At 71.8% G+C, this 26127-nt stretch carries 22 protein-coding genes and 2 tRNA genes; 7 read left to right on the forward strand and 17 right to left on the reverse strand.

Features of this window, described 5'->3' with window-relative positions; genetic code table 11:
- Nucleotides 1-170 precede the first annotated feature (170 nt).
- From OOK38_RS00075 to OOK38_RS00085, 3 genes are all read right to left on the reverse strand, one after another.
- Nucleotides 171-1124, reverse strand: a complete 954-nt coding sequence (locus OOK38_RS00075) for a DUF389 domain-containing protein (RefSeq protein WP_266764151.1) — start codon at nucleotides 1122-1124, stop codon at nucleotides 171-173.
- Nucleotides 1125-1648: 524 nt separating this feature from the next.
- Nucleotides 1649-1725, reverse strand: a tRNA-Pro gene (locus OOK38_RS00080).
- A gap of 168 nt (nucleotides 1726-1893) precedes the next feature.
- The gene (locus tag OOK38_RS00085; protein ID WP_266847986.1) at nucleotides 1894-2817 is read right to left on the reverse strand and encodes a LysR substrate-binding domain-containing protein; all 924 of its coding nucleotides are present in this window, start codon (nucleotides 2815-2817) and stop codon (nucleotides 1894-1896) included.
- Between the two features lie 71 nt (nucleotides 2818-2888).
- Here OOK38_RS00085 and OOK38_RS00090 point away from each other — a divergent pair, with 71 nt between their 5' ends.
- Complete coding sequence (locus OOK38_RS00090) at nucleotides 2889-3776, forward strand: SDR family NAD(P)-dependent oxidoreductase (RefSeq protein ID WP_266847988.1); 888 nt, start codon at nucleotides 2889-2891, stop codon at nucleotides 3774-3776.
- A gap of 149 nt (nucleotides 3777-3925) precedes the next feature.
- On the opposite strand, the gene OOK38_RS00095 is transcribed toward OOK38_RS00090, so the two are convergent.
- The 7 genes from OOK38_RS00095 to OOK38_RS00125 all read right to left on the reverse strand — a co-directional run bounded on the left by OOK38_RS00095 (nucleotide 3926) and on the right by OOK38_RS00125 (nucleotide 12595).
- Nucleotides 3926-4693, reverse strand: coding sequence for an NPP1 family protein (locus OOK38_RS00095; protein WP_266764148.1), 768 nt, complete (start codon nucleotides 4691-4693; stop codon nucleotides 3926-3928).
- A gap of 623 nt (nucleotides 4694-5316) precedes the next feature.
- Nucleotides 5317-6756, reverse strand: coding sequence for a hypothetical protein (locus OOK38_RS00100; protein ID WP_266765950.1), 1440 nt, complete (start codon nucleotides 6754-6756; stop codon nucleotides 5317-5319).
- A 278-nt stretch (nucleotides 6757-7034) separates the two neighbouring features.
- Nucleotides 7035-8129 carry a maleylacetate reductase gene (locus OOK38_RS00105; protein ID WP_266764147.1) on the reverse strand — a complete coding sequence of 365 codons (1095 nt, stop codon included), beginning with the start codon at nucleotides 8127-8129 and terminating at the stop codon, nucleotides 7035-7037.
- Nucleotides 8126-8989, reverse strand: coding sequence for an intradiol ring-cleavage dioxygenase (locus OOK38_RS00110; RefSeq protein ID WP_266764146.1), 864 nt, complete (start codon nucleotides 8987-8989; stop codon nucleotides 8126-8128). Before OOK38_RS00110 ends, OOK38_RS00105 begins: the two co-directional genes overlap by 4 nt.
- A 64-nt stretch (nucleotides 8990-9053) precedes the next feature.
- Nucleotides 9054-10094 carry a ComEC/Rec2 family competence protein gene (locus OOK38_RS00115; protein WP_266764145.1) on the reverse strand — a complete coding sequence of 347 codons (1041 nt, stop codon included), beginning with the start codon at nucleotides 10092-10094 and terminating at the stop codon, nucleotides 9054-9056.
- 48 nt (nucleotides 10095-10142) lie between these two features.
- On the reverse strand, nucleotides 10143-11426 hold the full coding sequence (locus OOK38_RS00120; RefSeq protein WP_266764144.1) for a hypothetical protein: 1284 nt from the start codon (nucleotides 11424-11426) through the stop codon (nucleotides 10143-10145).
- Nucleotides 11423-12595, reverse strand: coding sequence for a caspase family protein (locus OOK38_RS00125; protein WP_266764143.1), 1173 nt, complete (start codon nucleotides 12593-12595; stop codon nucleotides 11423-11425). Before OOK38_RS00125 ends, OOK38_RS00120 begins: the two co-directional genes overlap by 4 nt.
- A 203-nt stretch (nucleotides 12596-12798) precedes the next feature.
- On the opposite strand from OOK38_RS00125, the gene OOK38_RS00130 reads away from it, so the two are divergent.
- Both OOK38_RS00130 and OOK38_RS00135 read left to right on the forward strand, forming a co-directional pair.
- Nucleotides 12799-13851 (forward strand): DUF2235 domain-containing protein, encoded by a 1053-nt coding sequence (locus OOK38_RS00130; RefSeq protein WP_266764142.1) that lies wholly within the window; start codon nucleotides 12799-12801, stop codon nucleotides 13849-13851.
- Between the two features lie 71 nt (nucleotides 13852-13922).
- The gene (locus tag OOK38_RS00135) at nucleotides 13923-14459 is read left to right on the forward strand and encodes an NUDIX hydrolase family protein (protein WP_266764141.1); all 537 of its coding nucleotides are present in this window, start codon (nucleotides 13923-13925) and stop codon (nucleotides 14457-14459) included.
- A 311-nt stretch (nucleotides 14460-14770) separates the two neighbouring features.
- On the opposite strand, the gene OOK38_RS00140 is transcribed toward OOK38_RS00135, so the two are convergent.
- From OOK38_RS00140 to OOK38_RS00155, 4 genes are all read right to left on the reverse strand, one after another.
- Entirely contained in the window at nucleotides 14771-15433 is a 663-nt protein-coding gene (locus OOK38_RS00140; protein ID WP_266764140.1) for a GntR family transcriptional regulator, read from the reverse strand.
- A gap of 70 nt (nucleotides 15434-15503) precedes the next feature.
- Entirely contained in the window at nucleotides 15504-16397 is an 894-nt protein-coding gene (locus OOK38_RS00145) for a hydroxymethylglutaryl-CoA lyase (RefSeq protein ID WP_266764139.1), read from the reverse strand.
- Between the two features lie 41 nt (nucleotides 16398-16438).
- Nucleotides 16439-17674, reverse strand: a complete 1236-nt coding sequence (locus tag OOK38_RS00150) for a CaiB/BaiF CoA-transferase family protein (RefSeq protein ID WP_266764138.1) — start codon at nucleotides 17672-17674, stop codon at nucleotides 16439-16441.
- A 484-nt stretch (nucleotides 17675-18158) separates the two neighbouring features.
- A tRNA-Pro gene (locus OOK38_RS00155) sits at nucleotides 18159-18232 on the reverse strand.
- A 99-nt stretch (nucleotides 18233-18331) separates the two neighbouring features.
- Here OOK38_RS00155 and OOK38_RS00160 point away from each other — a divergent pair.
- The 3 genes from OOK38_RS00160 (at nucleotide 18332) to OOK38_RS00170 (ending at nucleotide 21981) form a co-directional block, all read left to right on the forward strand.
- Nucleotides 18332-18856: a DUF309 domain-containing protein gene (locus OOK38_RS00160; protein WP_266764137.1), complete on the forward strand. Its 525-nt coding sequence runs from the start codon at nucleotides 18332-18334 to the stop codon at nucleotides 18854-18856.
- A 147-nt stretch (nucleotides 18857-19003) separates the two neighbouring features.
- Nucleotides 19004-19774 (forward strand): precorrin-6A synthase (deacetylating), encoded by a 771-nt coding sequence (cobF, locus tag OOK38_RS00165; protein WP_266764136.1) that lies wholly within the window; start codon nucleotides 19004-19006, stop codon nucleotides 19772-19774.
- A gap of 122 nt (nucleotides 19775-19896) precedes the next feature.
- Nucleotides 19897-21981: an MDR family MFS transporter gene (locus tag OOK38_RS00170; protein ID WP_266764135.1), complete on the forward strand. Its 2085-nt coding sequence runs from the start codon at nucleotides 19897-19899 to the stop codon at nucleotides 21979-21981.
- Nucleotides 21982-21995: 14 nt separating this feature from the next.
- Here the strand turns inward: OOK38_RS00170 and OOK38_RS00175 are convergent, their stop codons facing one another.
- Nucleotides 21996-22742 carry a cobalt-precorrin-6A reductase gene (locus tag OOK38_RS00175; protein ID WP_266764134.1) on the reverse strand — a complete coding sequence of 249 codons (747 nt, stop codon included), beginning with the start codon at nucleotides 22740-22742 and terminating at the stop codon, nucleotides 21996-21998.
- Nucleotides 22743-22813: 71 nt separating this feature from the next.
- On the opposite strand from OOK38_RS00175, the gene OOK38_RS00180 reads away from it, so the two are divergent.
- Nucleotides 22814-23599, forward strand: coding sequence for an HAD-IIA family hydrolase (locus OOK38_RS00180; RefSeq protein WP_266764133.1), 786 nt, complete (start codon nucleotides 22814-22816; stop codon nucleotides 23597-23599).
- 29 nt (nucleotides 23600-23628) lie between these two features.
- Here the strand turns inward: OOK38_RS00180 and OOK38_RS00185 are convergent, their stop codons facing one another.
- On the reverse strand, nucleotides 23629-24402 hold the full coding sequence (locus OOK38_RS00185) for a sulfite exporter TauE/SafE family protein (protein WP_266764132.1): 774 nt from the start codon (nucleotides 24400-24402) through the stop codon (nucleotides 23629-23631).
- 66 nt (nucleotides 24403-24468) lie between these two features.
- A complete protein-coding gene (locus OOK38_RS00190) occupies nucleotides 24469-25977 on the reverse strand; it encodes a long-chain fatty acid--CoA ligase (RefSeq protein ID WP_266764131.1) in 1509 nt (502 codons plus the stop codon).
- Nucleotides 25978-26127: the final 150 nt, after the last annotated feature.

A 26127-nucleotide genomic window follows, 5' to 3' on the forward strand; every position in this document is an offset into this window, starting at 1 on the left:
GTCGTATCACGGGAGTACGGCCTGCTCGTGGTGTGCGGTCGGCGGTGGTCCGGCGAGGTACGGGAACGTCATCCGCACGGCTCAACCGCCAGGTACGGCTCGGGACCGCTCCGGCATCCGGCCACGGATGGCGCCGCCCGGCCCCGAGCGCTCACGGCCTGAGGACGCGCCTATCGCCGGGCTGACTTTTCGCGCCGGGCCGCGACCCGCCGCCAGATCACCCGCTGGCATCGGAGCGTACCGGTGCCCACCACGATCAGCACGGCGACGTTGACCAGCAGCTGGACGAAGGATCCCCAGACCTCGTTCCAGTCGGTGAAGGCGGCTGACACCGCGATGTCCGCGGCGGCCGGGATGGTCGTGACCGAGATGAACACGCCGAGCAGGGCACTGGTCCGCGCCTCGGTCAGCGAGACGATGCCGACGATCCCGGCCAGTGCGGCGACGGCGAACGAGAAGAAGTCGGGGCTGTCGATCAGCTGGGAGACCGGCCGAACGCCCAGGCTGAACGCCTTCGACTCGAAGTCGCACGCGCGGATCAGCAGGCTGAAGAGGAACGTGGCGGCGATGGCCAGGAGGAATCCCACCAGCAGCGCTCGCAGCCCCTCGTGGATCCGTCGGCCGTCGCGCTGGTCGATGCCGAGGGCGACGCTGACGATCGCCCCGTACTCGGGGCCGACGACCATGGCCGCGACGATCAGTACCTGGGAGTTGGTGACGATGCCGACCGCGCCGATGAGGCCGGCGATGACCAGGTAGAGGTAGAAACTCGGCGCGTACGTGCCCTGGGCCCGGATACGTGCCTCGACCTCGTCCCAGACGGGCGCGTGGGTGCGGGCGCCGAGCTTCCGCGCGCCGGTCCCGGCTGCTCCGCCGACGAAGGCCATGTCCACCGGCTCGATGACGATGGAGCCCCGGCTGTCCAGGTGCAGCGCGCGAAGGGCGCGCAGGACGTCGTTCGCCGCTCCGGTCAGCACGTCGCAGGCGATGGCGTCGCCGTCCGGATGGCGCGCGGCGGCGGGTTGCACGATCAGGTTCAGGACGGAGGGATCGCCCGCGAGGAGGTCGACGACCGGGCCGGTGAGGTCCGGCGGGCTCACCGCGCGGACATGGATCATGTCCAATCCCCGAACCTCCACGTCTGTCGGGCCCGGTCCGGCTGCCGGACTCCTGAGGATGATCGCGCACACCGACCGGTCCGCCGCGGCAACGCGCGCGCCGGGTGTCCGGTGGTGCAGGGCCCCGCAAGGAAGCCCGGGCCGACGGCACGTCGGCCTCTTCGCCGGGGAAATCGGCCCCAGCGGTGAACAACTCGGCACCTTCCCGCAGGCGTTCAGCCGTCTCTCGCTCATCATGGCCGCCTACACGCTGGACGAAGCCTCGGCCAACGGCGCGGCTGACACGGCACGAGGAGCGACGGCCATGGGTGCGGAGCACCGGCGCGACCGTCAGCAGCAGCAACGACAGAGCGAGTTCGGGGTCCTGTACGAACGGCAGCCTGGCGCACCGCCCCGACCCGCCCCGACCCGCAGGGCCGAGAACACTCGCGGTGGCGGGGTGATGGAGCACCGCGCGGAACATCAGCTGACGGACAGCGGAAAGGCCGCTCTCGCCCCGTGCGAAAACGGCCTCCGACCTGCAAGAAAGCTGGTCGGGACGACAGGATTTGAACCTGCGACCCCTTGACCCCCAGTCAAGTGCGCTACCAAGCTGCGCCACGTCCCGATGCGTCACCTCGCGGTTCCCCGCGTGATCGCGCATCCGAACCCTACCGCACGTCGGTGGATGGGCGCGCACGCATTGTCATCGTCCCAGCGCAGACGGGTCGCCGTCCGGGAAGAAGCGTCGTCCGGGCGCGGGAGCGGCTGCCGTCCGAGCCCGGGAGGGGTCGCGTCAGGACGGTTCGCCCAGGTCGGCCGCCGCCGCCCGGAGCGCCTCGGCCAGCCGGGCGGCCGGTTCCGGCAAGGGCCCCGGAAGGCGGGCGAGGACGACGCGGCGGCGCTCCTCGGGGCCGCCGCGCACGGACAGGATCCGTACGCCGGCCGGCGCGGCGGGGGCCAGCGAGGCGGGAACGGTGGTCAGGCCGCAGCCCTCGGCCACCAGGTGCAGTTTGGCCAGCCAGTCACGGGCGGTGTGGGCGATCACGGGACGCTCGTCCAGTCCCGGCCAGACGCCCATCAGCCTCTCGTCTCCGACGGAGGAACCGGCGATCCAGCGCTGTCCCCGCAGGTCGGCGACGTCGACCGAGTCACCGGCGGCGAGCGGATGGGTCGCGGGCACCGCGAGCCGCAGACTGCGTTCGCCGAGCGTCCGCACCGTCAGCGGGGGCGACTCGCTGTCGAAGGGCCGGAACGGTGGCGCCGAGGCGAGCAGGGCGAGGTCCAGGGTGCCGGCCCGCAGCGCGCGCACCAGCGCCGGTGTGCTGCCCTCGCGGGTGCTGACGGTGATCGCCGGATGGCTGCGGCGCAGTGCGGCGACGGCTCGGGGCAACAGCACGGCGCCCGCGCTGGCGAACCAGCCGAGGCGGACGGTCCCGGCCTCGGCGGGCAGCCCGGCGAGTTCCCGCGCGGTCGCGTCGATCTGGTCGAGCACCGTCACGGCCCGGCGCAGTACGACGTGCCCGGCCGCGGTCAGCCGCACGCCGTCCCTGCGCCGCTCCAACAGCTGGGCCCGCGCGGCCCGTTCGAGCGAGGCGATCTGCCGGGACACCGCGGACTGCGTGTAGCCGAGCGCACCGGCCGCCGCGGTGAGCGTGCCGCGTTCGGCCACCTCACGGAAGACGCGCAGCGCGACCAGCGAGACGTCGGTGAAGTCCATGAAGATTACGCATACCAGACGTGAGCAGGTTTCGTTGGACGCATGCCCGAGGCGTTCCTAGCGTGGTGGACATGACTGTCGCACGCATCGCTCTCGTCACCGGCGCCAATCAGGGGCTCGGCTTCGCGCTCGTCCAAGGACTCGCCGCCCGGATGGACCGCGACGACCTGGTCCTGCTCACGGGGCGCGACGCCCACCGGGTCGCCGACGCCGTCGCCCGGGTCACCGGGTCCGTGGACACCACCAGCAGGGTCGAGGGCCGCGTCCTCGATGTCACCGACGCGCGGGCCGTGGCGGAGCTGGCGGCCGAACTCGGCGCGCGCCACGGCGGGGTGGACATCGTGGTGTCCAGCGCGAGCGCCATGCTGACGCCGGACCGGTCGCAGGCCGAGCAGGCCGACGCGTTCATCGATGTCGCGAACGGGGGCACGCACGCGATGCTGCGCTCGTTCGGCCCGGTGCTGCGTCCCGGTGGGCGGCTGATCGTGGTGGCCAGTTCGCTGGGCACGCTGGGGTGTCTCGACGCCCGGCTCCACCCGCTCTTCGACGGCGCCTCGCTCGACGAGGTGGAGGCCGTGGTCGCGGCCTGGCGGGCCGCCGTGCACGCGGGCACCGAGCAGGAGCTCGGCTGGCCCCAGTGGATCAACGTGCCGTCCAAGGTGGCCCAGGTCGCTGCCGTACGGGCGGTCGCGGCCGAGCGCCGGGACGCCGACCTGGCCCGCGGCACCCTGGTCGCGGCCGTCTGCCCGGGGCTCGTGGACACACCGCTGTCCCGGCCGTGGTTCACCGACTTCAGCCAGGCCCAGACCCCGGCGCGGGCCGCGGTCGCGGTGCTCGATCTGCTGCTGCGCGAGAAGGCCGATCCTGCGCTGTACGGCGAACTCGTGCGGTTCGGGGAGGTGGTGCCGTGGCACGCGGGCAGGCCACCGCGTCACCAGGAACAGCTTCTCGGCTCCTAGTGCATGCCCGCGAAGTCCCGTCGTCCGCCCGGAGGACGGGGCCTCCGAAGGACGGACGCGCGACGCCCGGCACGGCACCGGCCGCGCCTGTCGGGGCACCGGCCCGTGGTGGGTGACGCCGGGCGCGTCACCCACCACCGGACCGCGGGTCAGGCGTTGGGGTCGAAGGCGATACCGGCCGGCTTGGCCTTCACCAGGTGGGCGTTGAAGTTGCCGTCCTTGAGCCCGAACACGGCGCTGCCGAAGTCGTACGCGCTCAACTTCTCGCGCAGGCCGGCGGGGTAGCCGTTCCAGCCGACCAGGGTGGGGAACTGCCAGGTGTGGTAGTGGTTCTCCGGCGGCTCGTCATTGGTGTTCGCGGGCCGGAAGCAGTGCGTGCCGATGCCGTCCTTGTGGTAGACGACCTTGGGATGTGTGCCGTCCCAGCGGATCTGGTCCCGGCCGTAGATGTTGAAGTTGCCGTGGGCCGAGGTGGACACGTACTTGGCCTCGTTGTCCTGGACCCACACCACGACGTGCTCCCAGTCGTTGCGGTGCCCGCCGAGGCCGCTGCCGGCGACGGCCTGGTCCTTCTCCATGTAGAGGCCGTACATGATGGCGCACCAGCCGTTGTTGCACTTCTCGCGGGAGTACCCGTTGGTGTTGTCGAGGTCCCAGGAGTCGCGGCACTGGCCGTTCAGGGCCCCGGAGGGCTTGAGGCCGCCGTTGACGGTGCCGTCGGGGCCGATGGCTGGCGTCGGGTAACAGCCGTCGGTGTCGTAGTCGAAGGCCGGCTGGAACGTCTGCTCCAGTCCGTCCGCGTTCGCGGGCAAGGCCTTCGGCGGGTCGGCGAGGGCGCTGCCCGGGAAGGCGACGACCAGCGCGACGGCGCTGCCGAGAATCACCGAGACCCTGCGGATCCGCGAGCTTCTTTTCACTGCTTCCTCCAGATCGACCGCGACGTGGGGGCAGGGCAGGCCAGGCGGTCGTCTTGGCATGCCCAGGTCAGCCTTCCGGGTGGGCGCGGAAAACACCAGAGGTCGCGGGTGTCCGAGCGATGAAGGATCCACCAATGGGGAGGGCAGGAAGGCAAGTTGAGAGAGGCCGGGCCCGTCCGGGGCTCGACTCCCGTGCCCGGCGGCCCGGTTGCCGCCGGGCACAGGGTGCGCCGGAACTGGCACGTGATAGCTGGGCGCAGGCTGCGCCGGAGCCACACGCGAACGTAGCTGGGCGCAGGCTGCGCCGGAGCCACACGCGAACGCCGGTCAGGATGTGCCGGAGCTACACACGAACGCGGGGCGCTGGATGTGCCGGAGTTGCACGCGATCGCCGGGCACAGGATGCGCCCGAGCCACACGCGAGCGTCGGGCGCAAGAGGTGCCCGAGCTACACGCGAACGTCGGGCGCAAGCAGCTCCCGAGCCACACGCGAACGCCGGGCGCAGGCAGCTCCCGAGCTACACGCGAACGTCGGGCGCAAGAAGCTCCCGAGCTACACGCGAACGTCGGGCGCAAGAAGCTCCCGAGCCACCCGCGAACGCCGGGCGCAAGAGGTGCCCGAGCTACACGCGGCCGTCGGCCAGCTTCCATTCGCGGTGCAACGTGCCCAAGGGGATGGCGCGTTGGAATACGGGCGTGCCGAAGACGGACAGCTGCATCCGCAGGGTGCCCGTCAGGTCGACACCTCCGTAGAGGGCCCAGGCGCCGGTCGCGGTGGCGTCGGTCTTCGCCGTGGACCCGGTCGCGGTCGCGGCGTCGGCCGAGCCCGCGGCCTCGCCGCGCAAGTACGGCGCCAGGTCGGCGGTGACCCCGACGGCGCCGTACAGGCCGACCGTGGCTTCCGCGCCGAGGGCCGCCTTCAGCCGCCCCGCCGCGCTGACCGAGGTGTGCACCGGACTGCTCGTCATGTGCGACTCGTCGACCGGCTTCCACCCCTGGGCAGCGCCGAAGGTGCCACCGGCCTTGAAATCACCCTTCAGGCGCTGTTCGACGTCGACGCTGACGGTTCCGTCGGCGGCGATCTGGAAGTAGCAGGTCAGATCGAGGTTCACCACGACGGGAATCGGGCCGACCTGGAGCACGGGGTCGGCGTGCAGTTTCGCGAACGCCACCCGCTGGGGCCGCGAGGAGGCGGCGGCACGCCCCTTCACCGTCCACTGCGCGTCCCAGTCGCCGGAGACGCCCAGGTACGCGGCACCCGGACCGGAGCCGGCCCCGTCACCGCCGTAGGAGAAGTCGACGTCGGGCGCGACCTGTACGTACCCGGACACGGACGCGGAGGCCGACGCCGGTGCCTCCGGAGCCGTGGCCACCTTCGCGCCGACATCGATCCGCAGGCTGCCGAGCGGGACCTTCGCGCCCTCGGGACCGACGTGGACGTCTCCGGCCTTCGCCCAGGAGACCCGTACGTCCGGCAGCAGTTTCTCGATGTCGAAGGACGCCGGGTCGACGGGGACGGAGCCCTTGGCGTCGTCGTCGCCGAGCAGCGCGTCCAGGGTCGTCGGCGCGGTCTGCACCTCGGTGCCGTCGCCGTGCTCGCCGATCACCGAGGTCACCTTGGCGAGGAGGCCGTCGGGGGCACCGGGCGCGGGAGCGCTGGCGATGACGTCTCCCACGGCGGTGCCGCGCGGCTTCGCCGTGCTCCCGGCGGTCGGGGACGGCGACTTCGTCGCGCTTCTGCCCGAACCACCCTTGCCGATGGGCGATATGACGGCACGTCGGGTCCTGCTGTCGTAAGAGGCCACCTTGAGCGCGGCCCGGTGGGCCCGGCCGCCGGCCGCGCCCGGACGGGCGACGGCGGTCGAGGTGGCCGCGGCCTCGGGGGCGGCGGCGACGGCGAGCGGCTGCCCGGTGTCCGTGGTGGCGGAGGCCGAGGCCGCGGCGGGCCGGGCACGGTCGGCCCGGGAGGACGACTCCGCGGGACTCGCGGAGCAGCCGGCGGCGAGGAAGAGGGCGGATGCGGCGAGCGCGGGCACGACGGCGCGCGAGGGCCGCTTGCGGATACGCAAGTTCAGTCCTGAGGGGGGTGGGGGGTGGCGTGGGATTACCGGTGGGTAACCAGAGGTGAGGGTGTCATGAACCCGTGAAGCCGCGCTTCACGTTTCGACGCCCGCCGGGGTGATGTACGCCACTCCCACCGGAACGGCCCGATGAGTCGTCAACTGTTCAACTGACCTGCGAGGCAAGCAACATGATGGTACGTCAGCACATTCCGGGACGGGGTGCTTCGACGGACCCGGCCGGTCATCTCGTGGCGGCGGCGGAACCGGCTCCAGCGCCCCTAGGAGACCTCGCTCCGCGGCTCCCATCCCTCGAACGCCGCCGTCAGCAGCCCCAGGACGCCGTTCGCGGTGACCTCGCGGGGGTTGGGATAGGACTCGGCGGCGGCCTGTGTCGCCGCCAGGGTCAAGTCCGTTTCCCTCAGGCCTAGTTCGGCGAGGGTGCGGGGAGCGCCCAGGCCGCCCGCGAGCTCGCGCAGGGCGCGGGGGACGTCGTCGGTGCCCAGGGCGCGGGACAGCACGGCGATCGCCCGCGGCGCGGCGGCCGCGTTGTAGGCGAGGGCGTACGGGAGGACCACGGTGTGCGTCTCGGCGTGCGGCAGGCCGAAGGTGCCGCCGAGGACATGGCACAGCTTGTGGTGCAGGCCCATGGTCGTCGCGCCGAGGCAGGCACCGCACAGCCAGGCGCCGTAGAGGGCCCGGCCGCGCGCCTCCCGATCGGCTGGGGCCGCGGCCACCTCGGGCAGCGCGCCGGCCATCGCCCGTACACCCTCCTCGGCCATCAGGGAGACCAGCGGGGAGGCATCGGGGGCGTACAGCGACTCGACCGCGTGCGCCAGCGCGTTGACGCCGCTGGTCACCGAGAGCGGGACCGGGAGGCCGAGGGTGAGGTCGGGGTCGTAGACGACACAGCGGGGCTGTACGGAGGAGTCGCGGCCGGTGCGCTTGACCCCGCGCTCGGTCAGCCCCCACACGGACGTCATCTCGGAGCCCGAGTAGGTGGACGGGACGGCGATCAGCGGCAGGCCGGTGCGCAGCGCGATCGCTTTGCCGAGGCCGATCGCGGAGCCGCCGCCGACGGCGACGCAGCCGTCGGCGCCCGCCGCGCGCGCCACCTCGACCGCCCGGTCTGCGACCTCCACGGGTACGTGCATCCGGGCGCCGTCGTGCAGGCCGACGCAGCTGTCGCCGAGCGCGTCCGCCACCGATCGCGCGGCCTCCACGCCCCGGCTCCCGCACACCACGAGGACCCGGTGCAGCCCGAGCCGCGCGGCCTCCCCCGGTGTCGCGGTGACCGAGGCGCCGGGCCGGAAGACGACCCGGGCGGGCCGGGTCTCGTAGGAGAAGTCGAGCGGAGCGCTCGGTGGGGTGGTCATGCCGGCTCCAGTACGAGTTCGAAGCGGGCGTGCCGGAAGGGGTTCGCGAGGCCGAACTCCCGTGCCAGGGAGGGATCGTCGGTCTCGGCGAAGTCCTGGACGAGGCTCTTCCTGACGGCGAAGACGGCGTCGGAGCCGAGATAGGGGCCGCCCGCCACGAAGAGGTGCGTGGTGACGGGGGTGTGGCCCTCGGCCGAGGCGATGAAGTGGATGTGGGCGGGCCGGTAGGGGTGGCGGCCGGTGGCCCGGAGCAGGGCGCCGACCGGGCCGTCGGTGGGGATCGGGTACGGGCTCGGCACACAGGTGCGGAACCGGAAACGGCCCTCGGCGTCCGCCGTGAAGAGTCCGCGTCCGTTGCCGGGCGGCTGGACGTCCGGCCGCTGGACGTCGTAGAAGCCCTCACCGTCCGCCTGCCACACGTCGAGGACCGCGCCGGGCAGCGGGGTGCCGTCCCGGGACAGTACCCGGCCGCTGACCACGCACGGCTCGCCGGTGCCCACCAGGTCGATGGTCGCGCCGAGTTCCCGTACGGGCGACGCCGTCATGTGGAACGGGCCGAGGACCGTGGACTCCGTCGCGCCCGGGTCACGGTGGCCGTTCAGGGCCTCCACGAGCATGGAGACGCCGAGCACGTCCGACAGGAGGATGAACTCCTGCCGGGTGTCCGTGCACAGGTGGCCGGTCTCCGTCAGGAAGTCGATGGCGCGCTCCCACTCCCCTGTCGTCGGTCGCGTCTCGCGGGCGAAGGCGTGCAGGTGGCGGGTGAGCGCGCCGAGCAGCTCGCGCAGTCTCGGGTCGGCCGTCCCCGCGAAGCTGTCGACGACCGCTTCGGTGATGTCCGTGGTGAATTCCGTGGCCATGCCGCTCCCGTGGTCCCGCCGGTCGTCCTGCCGGGCGTGCACCAGGCTACGAGGCTGCCGGTGCTCACAGTTCGAAGCTGACGAACCCGTCCGCCGCGTCGGGCTCCGGGGCCGTCACCGTGTACGCGAACCGGTTCCTGAGCCCGGCGACGTCCCACATCGCCGCCCGGTCGCGGTAGTTGAAGACGATGTCCTTCCCGTCGCCGCCGTGCTCCAGGATGCGGGCGACGGCGATCTCGTTGGGGTGGTCGTGCCGTGCGCCGCTGGTGGAGATCAGATAGCGGTCGCAGTCGATCAGTCCGAGCAGGTCGTTCGAGAGGTTGTGGTCGCTGCCGTGGTGGGCGACCTTGAGGACGTCGAGGTGGAGCCGGCCGCCCGCCGCCTCGGCCGGCGCTCGCAGCGAGGCGACCAGCCGGCGGTCGTCCGCGTCGCCGGTGAGCACGATGCGCCGGTCCTCGAACTCGAAGAGCAGGCCGATGCTGGTGAGGTTCGTCTTCGAGGTGTCCGGCTTGAACGGTGTCGCGGCGAGCTGCTCGACGTTCGGTGCGCCGAAGTGCTCGAAGCCCTCCACCGGGGGGAGTTCGTCGGGGTCCCGGCCCGGTGTCAGCCCGTTCTTCGCGCATTCGGCGCTCCATACGGGGGCCAGCCGCTCCAGTTGCCCTCGGTCGGGTGAGAGCACGGTCATCGTGGAACCGTCGTCGAACCAGGCGAGTTCCCGTCCGACCTCGACGCCGCGCCCGCCGAACGCGTCGTTCCAGGGGATCTTCTGGGCCAGCAGGGCGCTGGTGAGCTTCTCGCCGTCGACCGCGCCGAACCCCTCGGCGTCGAGAAGGTGGTCGAAGCCGTTGAACCAGACGTCCCCGAACTCCACGGACCGGTCGGGGTCGTCCAGCAGGGCGAGCACGCCGAGGATGTGGTCCTGGTCGACATGGGTGACCACCAGGAGGTCGACCAGTCCGTCGAGTCCGGCGAGCACGGGCTTGACGAGCGGATAGGTTCCCGAGCGGCCGCCGTCGACCAGGATGCGGCGTACGAAGGTGTCGTCGCCGTACTCCAGGAGCAGGCAGTCGCCGTCCTCACCGGGCATCATCGTGAATCTGATCATCTCGGCCTCCAGGCGAACGGATCCTTGTCGCCCCCACCCGCGGGGCCCTCATCGCGATCTCCCGTGCAGCGACACCACGACGAACGGCTCGCGGGTGTCGACGCGCCAGGAGAGACGGCGGGCCTGATCGAGCCGCGCCGCGCACTCCGGGTCGTCGGGGAACTCGGAGAGTCCATGGATGAGGCGGCTCAGGCCGAGGGTGAAGACGGGCACCCCTCGGTCGAACGCCTCGACGAGCGCGTCCCGCGCCGCCTGGCGTTCCGTCTCGGTGTGCGCCCGGCGCAGATGGCGCATGGCCCACAACAGGGACCCGTCGCTCATCCACGCGAAGTCCTGGCGCAGCCGGGACAGCCACGGGTCCCAGCGGTGCGGCCGGTCGGTCAGTTCGCTGCCGATCAGGACGTAGGCCCCGGCCATGGCGGCGAGCGGGTTCGTCAACTCGTCGTAGAGCATGGCCTCCGCGTCGTGGACGAGGGTCGCGGCGGCGTCGAAGGCGCCGCGCACCATGTAGCCGAGGGCGGGTCCCACACGGCTGTCGCGCACGGTCACCGATACGGCGCTGCCGGTCGGGCTCTGGCGCTCGTTGACGAGGACCTCGATCTGGGCGGTTCCCCAGGGCGCGGGCAGGGTGACGACGTACTCGCTGCCGGCCAGCGAGACGACCAGGAACTGCCGCGGTCCGGTGGCCCCCTCGATGCTGGGTTCGCCCCGCTCGTCGACCGGGCCGTCGGGGCCGAAGCGGTAGAGCCTCGCCGCCGCGTCTCCCAGATCGAGGCTGGGCACGGAGTGCGGCGCGGAGTGGGCGATCTCGAACACGACCGGCCGCCGGCAGGTTTTCTCTGCCACGTCGAGCATGGTGGCGAACTGCCAGCTCGACGGCTTCGGGTCGCCGACCCAGGCCGCGTGGCCCGGTTCGACGACCGAGTCCCACTCCCAGACGCCGGAGCGCGACCCCTGGGACCGGGGCACCGGAATCGCCTCGCCGTGGTGGTAGTCGCCGTACGACTCGATGTTGCCCATGAGGTACTGCCAGGAGTGCGACGCGTAGGGCGAGCGCGCGGTGCGCAGGGTCACCCATGTGTCGGTGCCCTCGCGGGCCTCGGCGTCCTTGGTGAGGACGACACCCGAGGGCAGCGTGGCGGTCACGAGGTAGCGCCCGGGTTCGACGGGGTAGGTGGCCGGCCGCGCCGAGGCACCGCAGGGGAAGAGGACATTGCGGTGGGCGGCTCCGGCGCCGTCGACCGGATAGATGTTGCCGACCACCCTGGCGCCGTCGGACACATCGTTGTCGTCGAGGCTGAGCGCGACCCGGACGCGCAGCACGGTGTTCATGGCTTCACCAGCTGCACACGGCGGAAGACCGGCCGTACGGTGATGGACTTGGTCCGCACGTCCTGATCGCCGAGCCGTGCCTCGAAGTCGTACTCGCCGAAGCGGAGTTCGATGGCCCACTCGCTCTCCGGGTCCGCCTCTCCGACGGCTCCGGCCGGGCGCCGCAGCCGCTCGTGGCCGCCCTCGCGGCAGACGAACTCCGCCTCCGCGTTCTCCTGGGCGCGCTCGCAGCCCACGTACACCGGGACGACGGGCGGGCCGGGCAGCTCGTGCAGGACGAACACGGGCAGTTCTCCGACGGAGGGGACCTGGACACCGGCGACGGCTCCGGCGAACTGCGGCTGGTGCATGAAGTGGTCGATCGCTTCCAGGAGATGGGCGGTGTTGACCCGCCAGTCGCCCTCGGGGTCGTCGCTGGCCGCCCCGGCGAGGCTCCTGAGCAGCGCCTCGGTGAACAGGCTCACCTGTCCGGGGCGCGCGTGCGACCGGTCCCCGGCGAGGGTGGCGTAGTACGGGATGTGGAACCGTCTGGGGAGATCGAGCGGTCGCGACCCGGCACCGAGCGGCGAGCGTCCGGCGAACCGGGTGCCCGAACTCTCGATCAGCACATCGGAGTTGGACCGGCAGGCGTCGACGAAGAACACCTGCTGGCCGGCCTTGCACCGCTTGAGTCCGTTCATCAAGGCCGCGAAGTCCAGTGCGCCGTTGAGGGGGTTGTGCCGGTCGGCGAAGATGTCGGCGGCCAGGAGCGCCATGTCGTCGCCCTGCGAGACGCCGTGTCCGCAGAAGTAGAAGACGAGCCGGTTGTCGACGTGGCTGTCGCCGCGGTCGAACCACGCGGTGACCGCGGTGAGGATGTTGTCGATGGTGGCGGCGTCGACGTCGTGCGCGGTGCGGGTGCGGGGGTCGGTGAAGGGTGCCGGTTGTTCCTCGCTCAACAACAGGGCGACGCTGCCTAGCGGTCGCGTCGGATCGTTGTACTCGGCCAGCAGCCAGTGCGCGAGGGCGCGTGCGGAGAGCGGGGGCGAGCTGAGCTGGCGCATCCCGTCCGGGTCCGCCACCGGTGCGTCGCCACCGGCCAGATGCGGATACTTGCCGACGCCGATCACCAGTGCGTGGGTGCGCGGAACACCGGTGTCCTCTTCGAGGTGGATCACGGAACCGGCCATGGCCCCTCCGGAACCCGACTGAGCCGGAGACTGCCGACGGAGCCAAGAACCGCCCACCGACAGCATTTCCTTTATTATATTTCTGGACGCTCTTTATGTCCTGATATGCCCCGTCTTATTCCTTGCTCGTTTCTCGGCCCGTCCCCCGGCCCTCCCCTCTGGCCCATCGGGATCGCGACCGATCGGTGAACGTGAGGCCCGGCATGCCCAAGAACCTCGTCATCTGCCTCGACGGCACCGGCAACCAGGTGAAGGCGAAAGGGAACACCAACGTCGTCCGGCTCTACGAGATGCTGGACCTCTCCGATCCCGCCCGCCAGATCGCCTACTACGACCCCGGCGTCGGCACCTTCTCCGCGGTCGGCGCGTGGACCCCCGTGGGCCGCCGCCTGTCGAAGCTCCTCGGCCTCGCCTTCGGTTCCGGAATGAAGACCAACCTGGCCGAGGCCTACACATATCTGATGGGTCATTACCAGCCGGGCGACCACATCCATGTCTTCGGGTTCAGCCGGGGCGCGTACACGGCCCGCGCGCTCGTGGGCATGCTCAAGGCCGTCGGGCTGATGCGTCCCGGAATGGAGAACCTCGTCCCGTACGCGGTGTCGGTGTACGCCAGGAACAAGGACTGGACCCGGCAGGACTGGGACCAACTCCACCATTTCGCGGGCGCCTTCAGCAACGCGGTCGAGGGCCGCGTCGGCATCTCCGTCGCCTATCTGGGGCTCTGGGACTCCGTGAAGGCGGCCGGTGTGCTGCGCTGGAACCTGCGGTGGCCCTACACCCGTCAGGTCCCGAACGTCGCGCACATCCGCCACGCCGTGTCCGTCGACGAGAAGCGCAGGCCCTACCGCGAGTACCTCGTGGCACCGGGCGACGGCAGGCGCCCGGCACCCGGGCTGGTCGAGCAGGTGTGGTTCGCCGGGGTCCACTCCGACGTCGGCGGCACCTTCGACGACGATCCCCGGACGGCGACCGTCGCCCTCAAGTGGATCGTGGACGGCGCCCTCGACGCGGGTCTCCTGCTGAAGAAGGGGGCGTACGCCCGCGAGGTGACCCTGGTGCCCGATGACGCCCTGGGCCGGATCCACCGGATGGGCCGGATCTGGGCCCTGCTCACCTACCGGCGCCGGAAGGTGCCCGCGGACGCACGGGTTCACGCCAGCGTCCGCGCACGCGACGCACGCTACCGGGACCGGATTCCGTCGACGGCTCTCTGGGCCGACACCGCCTGGCTGACGCCGAGGGATGCGCGATGACCCTTGCCGTGGGGCATCGTTGAGCTGGAGCATCACGCCCGCAGCGGACGCACGGAAAGTATGATCAAGCAATGTCTGACTTGACCGAAACCACGCCCGGCTGGCTGTCCCGTGACGAACTGGAATCGGCCCGCGCCCGCCTGCCGATCCTGTACGTCGAAGCCGTACCGGTGCGCGTCGACGACAACGGCGAAGTCACCCACATCGGGCTGCTGCTCCGTATCGGTCCGGACGGGACGGTCAGCCGCACCCTCGTCTCCGGCCGGGTGCTGCACCACGAGCGGGTCCGCGACGCCCTGCTGCGCCACCTGGAGAAGGACCTCGGCCCGGTGGCACTCCCCCGGATCCCGGCCTCCCTTCAGCCCTTCACCGTCGCCGAGTACTTCCCGACGCTGGGTGTCACGCCGTTCCACGACCCCCGCCAGCACGCCGTGTCCCTGGCCTACATCGTCCCCGTGACCGGCGACTGCCGCCCCCGGCAGGACGCCCTCGACCTCGTCTGGTTCAGCCCGGAGGAGGCCGCTTCACCGGTGGTCGCGGACGACATGCCCGGCGGCCAGGGCGTGCTGCTGAGGCAGGCGCTGGCGCATGTCGGGCGCCTTTCCTGACGCGCCTTTCCTGACGCGAGACCCCGCCGGACGCCCCGGGAACCGGGGAGGGCCGACGTCCCGCCCGTCGCGGCCGCCGGGTCACATCCCGCCCGGCGCCGCCCGGCGGAACGAGCCGGTCCGCCCGAGAAACCGGAGGACGGGGACGACGGGCCGCGGAGGAAACCGACGGGCCGTCACGTCCTGTCCTACCGGCCGCTCCACACCGGGCTGCGCTTCTCCGCGAACGCCGCGGCGCCCTCACGCGCGTCCTCGAAGGCCGGATGCCGAACCCTCCGACCGGCAGCGCCGGACCGAGCAGGGGCGCCCGGTCACTTCCCGGGCGGCTGATCGGCCTGGTGCCTGCTGAGGGACGCCCGCGCGGAGAGCACGTGCGCCGTCATGACCGACTGCGCCCACATCCCGTCGCGGGCGGTGAGGGCGTCGACCAGTTCCCGGTGCTGACGCAGGCTGCGCCGCATCTCCTCCGGGGAGTAGTGGTGGAACGTGTGCCGTACGAGGGAGATCTCGATGACCCCGGAAAGGATTCCGGGGAGCAGCGCGTTGCCGGCCGCCCGGTGCAGCGCGCGGTGGAATTCCAGGTTGAGTTCGGTGATCCTGTCGTCGGCGTCGTCACCGCCGGCGCTCGCCACCTCGTCCATGGCGTCGCACAGCGCGCGCAACTCCTCGCGCTCGGCCTCCGACCCGTCGCGCTCGGCCGCACGACGCGCCGCGTAGCCCTCCAGCAGCGCCCGCAGGCTGAAGATGTCGTCGAGGTCGGCGGCGTCGAATCCGGTCACCTGCGCACCGCGGTTGGGGTGCAGGGTGACCAGCCCGTCCGCCTGGAGCCGGCGCAGCGCGTCGCGAACGGGAGTGCGGCTCACCTCGTAGGTGGTCGCGATGTTCTCCTCGCGCAGCCACGCGCCCGACGCGTGCGCTCCGGTCAGGATGCGCCTGCGCAGGTCCTCGTAGACCCTCACCGACGGCTTCGTCATCGTTTCTGCTCCCGGTACGGCGCCACGACCTGCGCGCGGCTGGACACCGCCGCGCGACCGTTCCGTGGGGTCATCGCGCGGGCGCGGGGAACCGTCCGGCGCGCAGCAGCTGTCCCGGCAGCGGCCTGCCGAGAACCTCCGTGATCCACGCTGCGGTGGACAGCAGCGCGTCGAGATCGATGCCGGTGTCCACGCCCTGCCCTTCGAGCAGGTAGACGAGGTCCTCGGTGGCGATGTTACCGGTCGCCTTCGGAGCGAAGGGGCAGCCGCCGATGCCGGCGACGGAGCTGTCCAGGACCGACACGCCGGCTTCCACCCCCGCGTAGGCGTTGGCATAGCCGGTGTTGCGCGTGTTGTGCAGATGGAGGCCGAGCGGGATGCCGAGCCCTGCCGCGCCGGTGAGGAGCCGGGTCACCTGGCGGGGCACCCCGACGCCGATGGTGTCGGCGAAGACGAGTTCGTCGGCGCCGGTGGCCGCGACCCGCTCGGCGATGGCCAGCACCCGGCCGGGGTCGACCGCCCCCTCGAACGGGCAGCCGAACGACGCGGCCAGGGTGACCGCGGCCCGGCGGCCGTCCGCGTGCGCCGCCGCGACGATGTCGGCGGCCTCCGCGATCGACTGCTCGACGCTGCGGCCCTGGTTGCGCTCGTTGAAGGTCTCGGTGACGCAGAAGGCCATCCGGGCCTCCACGCACCGGGTCTCCGCCAGCCGGGTGTAGCCGCGGCCGTTGAGCACGAGCGCCGCGAGGCCGACGCCCTCCGCGGGCCTCACCGCGGCGCAGACCTCTTCCGCGCCGGCCATCTGCGGCACACGGGCGGGGTTGACGAAGCTGGCGATCTCGATGCTGTCGACGCCGGTGGCGGACAGCCGGTCGACGAAGTCCGCGCGCTGCCGCGGACTCAGGTGTTCGGGTTCGTTCTGCAGGCCGTCGCGCGGTCCCACTTCACAGATTCTGACGTTCACGGGGTGTCTCCTCTCGTTGCCCGGTGTCCGCGGCCGGACCGCTAGATGACGCCCTGCTCGTGCAGGAGGGCGCGGGCAGCGGTGTCGAGGCCGAGGATTCCGCCGTACACCTCGTCGTTGTGCTGTCCCAGTTCCGGGCCGAGCGTGTGCACCGCGCCGGGGGTTCCGGACAGCCTGGGGGCGACGTTCTGCATCGGGAACGAGCCCAGCCTGTCGTGCATCAGCCGGACGATCGTCTGCCTGGCCTCGAAGTGCGGGTCCGCGAACATGTCCTGCGCGGTGTACGTCAGCCCGGCCGGCACCCCGCTGTCGTGCAGGAGCTCCAGCAGCGCCTCGGCATCCTGGCCCTCGGTCCACTCGGAGACCAGCTTGTCGAGCTCGGCCTGGTGCTCCCCGCGGGCGGCGTGGGTCCCGAACCGCTCGTCGGTCTGCCACTCCGGCCTGCCCATCAGCTCGGCGAGCCGGTTGAACACCGTGTCCCGGTTGGCGGCGATCAGGACGGACGAGCCGTCGCGGGTGGGATACACGTTGCTGGGCGAGACGCCCGGCAGGACCGACCCGGTGCGCTCGCGCCGCGACCCGCTCAGCTCCCACTCCGGCAGGATCGACTCCATCATCGCCAGTACGGCTTCGTAGATCGCGGAGTCGACGACCTGACCGCGGCCGGTGTGCTCACGGGAGAACAGGGCCATCACGGTGCCGAGCGCGGCGAACGTGCCGGCCAGCGAGTCGCCGATCGAGATGCCGGTGCGGCTGGGTGCGCGGTCGGGTTCCCCGGTGATGTGGCGCAGGCCGCCCATCGCCTCACCGATGGAGCCGAACCCGGCGCGACGGGAGTACGGCCCGTCCTGGCCGTAGCCCGTGACCCGGGTGACCACGAGCCGGGGGTTCAGCCCGGCGAGCTCGGCGGGTCCGAGCCCCCATCGCTCCAGGGTGCCGGGCCGGAAGTTCTCGATGAACACGTCGGCCGTCGCGAGCAGGTCCCGGAGCAGTCGCTGCCCCTCGGGCCTGCGCAGGTCGCACGTGATGGACTTCTTGTTGCGGGCGATGATCGGCCAGGTCAGGGAGAGGCCCTGCGGGAGGTTGCTCCCCCACTGCCGCATCGGGTCGCCGTTGCCGGGGTCCTCCGCCTTGATCACTTCGGCCCCGAAGTCGCCGAGCAGCTGTCCGCAGAACGGCCCCGCGATCAGCGAACCCGTCTCGACGACCCGCACCCCCGCCAAGGGTCCCTGGGCAGCCGCCGCCGTAGAGCAGTCACTCGGCCGATCGTCAGCCATGGGATGTCCACCTCTCGCCCGCATCGTGCACCTCGGCACCCTGTCGCCGACTTGTACACAACTTTGGTTTGCCGTCGAGGCCTCAGCGCCCTCTGCGCTGGCACCATAGCCGCTCCCTGACCGAATGGCACGGCTGATTGTGTCCAATTTTTGATGCGATCAGCCTGCCGGGCGCCGGCGGGCCTGTACCCGTGGCCGCGGGTCGAGGTCGAAGTGGGGGTCGGGGTGGGGTCGGGGTGGGCGCCATCGGCAACCGGGCGGGCGGGATACGCGCGACGGCACCACGGCACCCGACGGCGAGGAGGCCGACGGCGCCGGACGAGAGGGAGGCCGGAGGAAGGGGGCGCACCGGCGGCGCCGAGGTGACACACCATCAGGATCCTGCCGACGCGCCCCGGGACATCGGGCGGTGATCAGTCGGCGGAACAGCGAAAAGGCCGTTCCCGCGGAAGCGGAAACGGCCTACGACCTGCGTTCGTGCAAGTCGGGACGACAGGATTTGAACCTGCGACCCCTTGACCCCCAGTCAAGTGCGCTACCAAGCTGCGCCACGTCCCGGTGCGTTCACCCGCGGAAACCCGCGTGATCGTGCGAACAGAACTTTACCCCACGCCGGGGGCTGCTCCGCAGGGGGACGGGGCGCGGGACAATCGGCGTATGACCGGGACATCTGAGACGCGGCAGTACGGCGGACGTGATCGGGACACCGAGGGGCGGGCGCGGAACGCCCGGCCCCGCGACGGACTGGGGCGCCCCCTGCCGTACGGCGCGGACGGCGTGGAACGGCAGCCGGAGGGGGTCGTGCGCGGTCCGGAGGCGACGGTCACCGAGGCGCAGGCGCTGCTGGACGCGGGCAGGCCGTTCCACGCGCACGAGGTCTTCGAGGACGCCTGGAAGTCCGGTCCGCCGGACGAGCGCGGGCTCTGGCGGGGGCTGGCCCAGCTCGCCGTGGGACTCACCCACGCGGCCCGGGGAAACACGACCGGCGGCGCACGGCTGCTGCGACGCGGCGCCGGGGCGGTCGAGGAGTGGACGGCGGGCACCGGCCGGCCGGTGCCCCACGACCTGGCCCTCGCGGAACTCATCGGCTGGGCAAGGGAGTTGGCGGACGTAGTGGAGCGCGACGGCGGGCCGGTCGACGCGGCGGCGTCGTCACCACGGCTGCGCGGCCGGGCCGCCTGACACGTGCGAGCCCCGCCCGACCCGGTACGGGCCGGGCGGCCGGCCATGCGGTCCGTCGGCCCCCCGAACAGGCACACGCCGGGTGCCGGACCGCGCTCCGCCGGGTGCGGTGCGTCCACGGTCAGTGGCGTGCGGCAGACTCTGGGTGTGCGAAAGATTCATGTCATCGGCATCGGTGCGGGCGACCCCGATCAGCTCACGCTGCAGGCGGTCAAGGCGCTGAGGAGCACGGACGTGTTCTTCATCCTGGAAAAGGGCGAGGTGAAGTCGGACCTCGTCCAGCTGCGCCGCGACATCCTCGACGCGCACCTGCCCGAGGGGGCGTACCGCCTGGTCGAGGCCCGCGACCCGGACCGGGACCGGACGGCGGGGGGCCAGGCCTACTCGCCGGCCGTCGGGGACTGGCGCAGCGCCCGGGCCGCCATCTACGAGCGGCTGATCGCCGAGGAACTGGGCGAGGACGAGAGCGGCGCGTTCCTTGTCTGGGGCGATCCCGCCCTGTACGACAGCACACTGGGCATCCTGGAGGAGATCCTGGACCGGGGCACGGTGGCGTTCTCGTACGACGTGGTGCCCGGCATCAGCAGCGTCTCGGCGCTCGTCGCCCGGCACCGCACGGGACTGAACCGGGTCGCCCGGCCCGTGCAGATCACCACGGGGCGGCGCCTCGCGGAGGGCTTCCCGGAGGGGGTGGACGACGTGGTCGTGATGCTCGACGCCCACCAGACGTTCCGGCAGTACGTGGACGAGGACATCGACATCTACTGGGGTGCCTACATCGGCACGCCCGACGAGATCCTCGCCTCCGGTCCGCTGGCCGAGACGGCCCCCCGTATCGAGCGGCTGCGCGCAGAGGCCCGGGAACGCAAGGGCTGGATCATGGACACCTACCTGCTGCGCAGGAACCCACGGGCGTAGTCCGCCGGGTGTGAGGCCGCGGACCCGGGTCCTCCGCCGGACCCGGCGGAGGCCTCCCCGCCGGTACACCGGGCGGGTCGCCCCGCATGCACGGGGAGCGCACCGGTGTGAGGGTGGCGATTGTGACGATCACGGAGGATTCCGCGCCGCCCGCGGCGGGGGCGCCCGGGCCACCGGTGCTGGACAGCCGACGCCGCAACATCGTCTTCGCGACGATCGTGCTGGGCATGCTTCTCGCCGCGCTCGACCAGACGATCGTGGGCACCGCGCTGCCGACTATCGTGTCCGATCTGGGCGGCGCGGCCCACATGTCGTGGGTGGTGACCGCGTACCTGCTGGCCGAGACCGTGGCGACGGTGCTGGTCGGCAAGTTCGGCGACCTGTTCGGCCGCAAGGTGGTCTTCCAGGTGTCGGCGATCATCTTCATCACGGGTTCGTTCCTGTGCGGGCTGGCCACGAACATGTCGCTGCTGATCGCCTGGCGGGCGTTGCAGGGCATCGGCGCGGGCGGTCTGATGGTGACCTCCATGGCGCTGATCGCGGACGTCATTCCGCTGCGCGAGCGGGGCAAGTACCAGGGCGCGATCGGCGCCGTGTTCGGTGTGGCCACGGTCATCGGGCCGCTGCTCGGCGGACTGTTCACGGACCATCTGTCGTGGCGGTGGGCGTTCTACGTCAACGTGCCCCTCGCGATCGTGGTGGTGATCGCGGCGGCCCGCACCATCCCGGTGGTGAAGTCGGTGACCCGGCCGGTCATCGACTATCTGGGCATCGCGCTGATCGCGGTCGGCGCCAGCGCCCTGATCCTGGCGACGAGTTGGGGCGGCAACGAGTACGCCTGGACATCACCGACCATCATCGGCCTCTTCGTCGGCGGTGTGGTCGCGCTCGGCCTGTTCTGCCTGGTGGAGACGCGTGCGGCCGAACCCATGCTGCCGATGCGGCTGTTCTCCAACCCGGTCTTCACGGTCTGCTCGATCCTCAGCTTCATCGTGGGGTTCGCGATGCTCGGCGCGATGACGTTTCTGCCGACGTATCTGCAGTACGTGGACGGGGATTCGGCCACGATCTCCGGTGTGCGCACCCTGCCCCTGGTCCTGGGGCTGCTCATCGCGTCGATCTTCAGCGGCAACGTGGTCAGCAAGACCGGGCAGTACCGGATCTTCCCCATCGTCGGCTCCCTGGTGATGGCGGTCGGGCTCTATCTGATGTCGCGCATGGGACCGGACACCGGGGCCTGGCTGGAGTCCCTGTACATGTTCGTGCTCGGCACCGGGATCGGGCTGTGCATGCAGGTGCTGACGATCGCCGTGCAGAACACCGTCGAGTACACCGACCTCGGCACCGCGACGTCCGGTGTCACCTTCTTCCGTACGCTGGGCAGTTCCTTCGGTACGGCGGTCTTCGGCACGATCTACACCAACGCGCTGAAGCCGAACCTGGCCGAGGGGGTCAGATCCGCCGCGGAGACCGGAGCGGCCGGACCGGCCGTCATCGCCAGGGCGGCGCAGAGTCCGGAAGGCCTGCACCGACTGCCGCCGGAGGCGGCCCAGCCCATCGTCGACGCGTACGCCGACACCATCCACACGGTGTTCCTGTGGACGGTTCCGGTCGCGGTCCTCGGCTTCGTCGTGGCGCTCTTCCTCAAGCAGGTGGAGCTGCGCGACAGCGCGCGGATGGGGTCGACGGACATGGGCGAGGGCTTCGCGTCGCCGTCCACCGCGGACTCCCAGCGGCTGCTGGAGTTCTCGGTCGCGAAAATCATCGGCACCACGGAGATGGACACCGCGCGCCGGATCGTCGCCGAGTCCGACACCCGGCTGGATGTGGCGGGCTCCTGGGCCGTGATGCAGGTGGAGCTGTTCACCCGGATGGTCGGCCACGCCAATCTCGCGCTGATCGCCGCCCGGCGCCATCTGCCGCCCGAGGTGCTGGTCCCGGTGTTCAACCGCATGGTCGAGGAGGGCTATCTGACCCGGCACGGCTCGTTGTTCTCGCACACCGCGGCGGGTGAGCGCGAGGCACGGGTGATCAGCGAGGCGTGGGGCCGCTGGCTCGCCGAACGGGTGGAGCAGGATGTCGGCCGCCCGTCCGGCGCGGAACTGCGCGCCGCCGTCGACACCATCGCCAAGCGTCTGCTGGTCGAGGACCTGACCCAGGGCCTGCCCGGCCGGACCCCGGAACTGGCCTCGGCCACGAAGAGTTGACCGCCCGGAGGCGGTCACCCAGGGCCGAGGTCGAGCAGGGCCAGCACCGACGCGACGTCCGGTACCGCGCTCACGTCCTTCGGGAGGGGCGGCCGGCGTACGACGACCACGGGGAGGCCGAGGTCGCGGGCGGCCGTCAGTTTCGCCGCCGTCGCGGCTCCGCCGCTGTCCTTCGTCACCAGGACGTCGATGCGATGCCCGCGGAGAAGGCGCGTCTCGTCGTCCGGAGTGAAGGGACCGCGCGCGAGCAGCACTTCGGTGTCCGCAGGCAACGGCGGCTCGGGGGCCTCCACCGAACGTACGAGAAAGTGCAGCCCGGCGAGATCCGCGAAGGCCGCGAGACCGAGGCGGCCCGTGGTGAGAAAGACACGGCGGCCCAGCGCGGGCAGCAGCGCGGCGGCTTCGGCGAGGGAGTCCACCGGGTGCCAGCGGTCGCCGGGGCCCGGGCTCCAGCCGGGACGGCGCAGCACCACGGCGGGAATCCCGGTCGCCGCCGCGGCCCGTGCCGCGTTCGCGGTGATGCCGGACGCGAAGGGGTGCGTCGCGTCGACCACGGCGTCGACCCGGTGCTCGCGCAGCCATCGCGCGAGTCCGTCCGCCCCGCCGAACCCGCCGGTCCGTACGGCCCCTTCGAGCGCTCCGGGCCGCGACACCCGGCCCGCCAGCGAGGTCGTCACCCGCACGCCGGGGCGCGTCGCCAGCTCGGCGGCGAGTTCGCGGGCCTCGGTGGTGCCGCCGAGGAGGAGCACGTGCGGGGACATGGAGCGAGCGTACGGGGTACGGGAACGGCTGTGCGCATGCCCCGGTCGCCGTGGCTCGGTATCGTCCTGGCATGGATGCGGTGCGTGCGGTCCTGATCGACATCGACGGCGTCCTCACCGTCTCGTGGGAGCCGATTCCCGGCGCGGTCGAGGCGCTGCGGCAGATCCGCGACTCCGGCCTCGGTGTCGCCCTGGTCACCAACACGACGTCCCGCACCCGCGCTTCCCTCGCCGCCACGCTGGCCGGAGCGGGCTTCCCGGTGGACGCTGCGGACATCCTCACCGCGCCCGCCGTCACCGCCGCGTATCTCGCCGAGCACCATCCGGGTGCCCGGTGCGCCCTGCTGAACAGCGGTGACATCCGGGAGGATCTCGAAGGCGTGCATCTCGTCGAGGAGGACGCGGATGTCGTCGTGGTGGGGGGTGCCGGTCCCGAGTTCGGCTACGCGGCGGTGAACCGGGCCTTCGGACATCTCCAGCGGGGTGCCCGGCTGATCGCCATGCACCGCAATCTGTACTGGCGCACGGACCGGGGGCTCCAGCTCGACGGCGGCGCGTTCCTGCTGGGGCTCGAACGGGCGGCGCGCACGGAGGCGGAGATCACCGGGAAGCCGTCGCCCGCGTTCTTCGAGACGGCGCTGGCACGTCTCGGGGCCGGTCCCGGCGAGGCGCTGATGATCGGCGACGACATCGAGTCGGACGTCCTCGCGGCGCAGCGCACCGGCATAACCGGCGTCCTGGTCAGGACCGGGAAGTACCTGCCGGAGAGCCATCGGGCGGCCGACGGCACGCCCGATCACGTCCTGGACTCCTTCGCGGACCTCCCGCGCCTGCTGGCCTCCGCCGCTCCCCGATAGCACCGGGGCGCGTCCCGGAGGTCCCGGACTCAGCGCAGCAGCAGCTGCACTCCCCCGACGATCGTCGCCCCGATCACCAGGCGCTCGAAGAGCAGCTGGTTGATGCGGTTCACCGCCCGTTTCCCGATGAACGCTCCCGGCACGACGAACGCGGCCAGGGCCGCGTCCAGCAGCAGGGAACGGCCGTCGATCAGGCCGAGGCCCACGCTGAAGGGCACCTTGGAGACGTTGACGATGAGGAAGAAGAAGGCGGAGGTGCCGAGGAAGCCGAGCTTCCGGAAGCCCGCCGAGAGGAGATACATCGACATCACCGGGCCGCCGGCGTTGGCGACCATCGTGGTGAAGCCGCCGAGCACACCGTAGGAACGGGCCTTGACGCGGCCCGTGCGGGTCACCACCGAGTCGGGCTCATCGTCCTGGCCGGCGGCCCGGCGGCGCCACAGGGTGACCCCGGTCATCAGCAGCAGGATCGCGCCGATCGAGGTCCGTACGGCACCGTCGTCGGCCCACAGCAGGAACAGCGTGCCGAGGACGACGCCGGCGGCGACCGCCGGGAACAGCCGCCACAGCGTGGGCCAGTGGGCGTGGCGCCGGTAGGTGAGGACGGCGAGCACGTCGCCGACGATCAGGAGGGGCAGCAGGACACCGGTCGAGGCGCGGGCGGGCAGCACCGCGGCGAAGATCGCCAGACTCACCGTGTTGGCGCCGCTGACGGCGGTCTTGGAGAAGCCGACGAGCAGAGCCGCGGCGGCGAGAGCGGCGAACTCCCCGATGGATATGTGCCAGAGCGTCATCGTGTTCATGCGGGGGCCGATGCTATGCCCACGCAACTCCCCCGCGTACGCGGGGTCCCGCCGCTCCTGCCGAGGTCACGCCGTGTACCGGGCGCGCAGCTCCCTCTTGAGGACCTTCATGCTCGGGCCGAGCGGCATGGCGTCGGTGAACTCCACACGGCGCGGGTACTTGTGACGGCCCAGATGCTCCTTGGACCAGTCGGTGATGTCGGCCGCCTCCGCCGAGGCGTCCCCGGCGCGTACGACGACCGCGCACACCTCCTCGCCGTGCAGCTCGTCCGGCAGTCCGATCACCGCGACCTGGGTGACCGCGGGGTGGCGCATCAGCACTTCCTCCACCTCGCGCGGGTAGACGTTGTAGCCGCCGCGGATGATGACGTCCTTCTTCCGGTCGACGATGGAGAGGAAGCCCTCGTCGTCCTTGGTGCCCAGGTCACCGGTGCGGAACCAGCCGTCGACCACGGCCTCCGCGGTCGCCTCGGGCCGGCCCAGATAGCCGGAGAAGACGTTGTGGCCGCGGATGACGACCTCGCCCAGCTCGCCCGGCGGCAGCAGTTCGACGCGTCCCTCGACGTCCGCCCGCGCTATCTCCACGTCCACGCCCCAGAGCGGGTGGCCGATCGTGCCCGCCTTCGTGCCGAAGAGGGGCTGGTTGACGGACGCGGTCGGTGAGGTCTCCGACAGCCCGTACCCCTCGTAGATCTTCGCGCCGAACGCCGCCTCGAACCGTTCCAGGACCGCGACGGGCAGCGAGGCTCCGCCGGAGATGCAGATGCGCAGCTCCGGGAGGGCCCCCGCGTCGGCCGCCGCCGCGGCCAGGGCGACGTACATGGTGGGGACGCCGTGGAAGGTGTTCACGTCCTCCTTCACCATCAGCTCGATCGCGCGCGCGGCGTCGAAGCGCGGCAGCAGGACGAGGGTGGCGCCCGCGCGCCAGGTGGAGTTGAGGGAGACGGTCTGGCCGAAGGCGTGGAAGAGGGGCAGCGCGCCGAGCGCGATGTCGTCGGGGCGGATGTCGTTGGCGTCGAAGGCGTTGACCGTCGCGTTCATCACCAGGTTGAAGTGGCTGAGGACGGCGCCCTTGGGGACGCCGGTGGTGCCGCTGGTGTAGAAGACGACGGCCGGGTCGTCCGCGTCGCGGGTGACGTACGCAGGGAGGGGTTCGGCGTCCGCGGCGAGCTGCTCGAACTCGGCTCCCAGCGTGACGGTCCGGACGCCGAGGGCCCGCGCGGCCGCGGCGCCCGTCCCGGCCTGCGCCGGGTGGCAGAGCAGGAGGGTGGCGTCACTGTCCTTCAGCACGTGCTCGACCTCGGACGCCGACAGGAGCAGGTGCACGGGGACGACCACTCCGCCCGCCGCCGCGATCGCGTAGTAGGCGTGCGGGAACTCCGCCGTGTTGGGCGCCATCAGGGCCACCCGGTCCCCGGGCCGAACGCCGAGACCGACGAGCGCTCCGGCCTGGGCCAGGACACTCCGCCAGACCTCGGCGAAGGTGAGGCGCAGGTCGCCCTCGACGAGTGCCGTCTTCGTGGGACGGCGCCGGGCGTTCTCGGCGAGGATCGCGGCGAGGGACAGGGTTGCCATGGAGGAGTGCTCCGTTTCTTGCCGGTGCGGCTCTGAACCAGGTGGGGGCGCGTCTGGGGCGCGAACCGGGCCGGGGTGGCCGGCGGGCACGCGTGACGGCGTAGGCCGACCCACGCGCCCCGCGCGCCGCCCCACGCGTACGAAGGCGGG

Source organism: Streptomyces sp. NBC_00568, from assembly GCF_026341855.1.
Lineage (GTDB): Bacteria > Actinomycetota > Actinomycetes > Streptomycetales > Streptomycetaceae > Streptomyces.

What these genes read in the sequence shown, in the direction of transcription:
- OOK38_RS00085 (WP_266847986.1), bottom strand. Translation starts at nt 2,817, where the DNA reads ATGGACTTCACCGACGTCTCGCTGGTCGCGCTGCGCGTCTTCCGTGAG.
- OOK38_RS00090 (WP_266847988.1), top strand. Translation starts at nt 2,889, where the DNA reads ATGACTGTCGCACGCATCGCTCTCGTCACCGGCGCCAATCAGGGGCTC.
- OOK38_RS00105 (WP_266764147.1), bottom strand. Translation starts at nt 8,129, where the DNA reads ATGACCACCCCACCGAGCGCTCCGCTCGACTTCTCCTACGAGACCCGG.
- OOK38_RS00110 (WP_266764146.1), bottom strand. Translation starts at nt 8,989, where the DNA reads ATGGCCACGGAATTCACCACGGACATCACCGAAGCGGTCGTCGACAGC.
- OOK38_RS00115 (WP_266764145.1), bottom strand. Translation starts at nt 10,094, where the DNA reads ATGATCAGATTCACGATGATGCCCGGTGAGGACGGCGACTGCCTGCTC.
- OOK38_RS00120 (WP_266764144.1), bottom strand. Translation starts at nt 11,426, where the DNA reads ATGAACACCGTGCTGCGCGTCCGGGTCGCGCTCAGCCTCGACGACAAC.
- OOK38_RS00125 (WP_266764143.1), bottom strand. Translation starts at nt 12,595, where the DNA reads ATGGCCGGTTCCGTGATCCACCTCGAAGAGGACACCGGTGTTCCGCGC.
- OOK38_RS00130 (WP_266764142.1), top strand. Translation starts at nt 12,799, where the DNA reads ATGCCCAAGAACCTCGTCATCTGCCTCGACGGCACCGGCAACCAGGTG.
- OOK38_RS00135 (WP_266764141.1), top strand. Translation starts at nt 13,923, where the DNA reads ATGTCTGACTTGACCGAAACCACGCCCGGCTGGCTGTCCCGTGACGAA.
- OOK38_RS00140 (WP_266764140.1), bottom strand. Translation starts at nt 15,433, where the DNA reads ATGACGAAGCCGTCGGTGAGGGTCTACGAGGACCTGCGCAGGCGCATC.
- OOK38_RS00150 (WP_266764138.1), bottom strand. Translation starts at nt 17,674, where the DNA reads ATGGCTGACGATCGGCCGAGTGACTGCTCTACGGCGGCGGCTGCCCAG.
- OOK38_RS00160 (WP_266764137.1), top strand. Translation starts at nt 18,332, where the DNA reads ATGACCGGGACATCTGAGACGCGGCAGTACGGCGGACGTGATCGGGAC.
- OOK38_RS00175 (WP_266764134.1), bottom strand. Translation starts at nt 22,742, where the DNA reads ATGTCCCCGCACGTGCTCCTCCTCGGCGGCACCACCGAGGCCCGCGAA.
- OOK38_RS00180 (WP_266764133.1), top strand. Translation starts at nt 22,814, where the DNA reads ATGGATGCGGTGCGTGCGGTCCTGATCGACATCGACGGCGTCCTCACC.
- OOK38_RS00185 (WP_266764132.1), bottom strand. Translation starts at nt 24,402, where the DNA reads ATGAACACGATGACGCTCTGGCACATATCCATCGGGGAGTTCGCCGCT.
- OOK38_RS00190 (WP_266764131.1), bottom strand. Translation starts at nt 25,977, where the DNA reads ATGGCAACCCTGTCCCTCGCCGCGATCCTCGCCGAGAACGCCCGGCGC.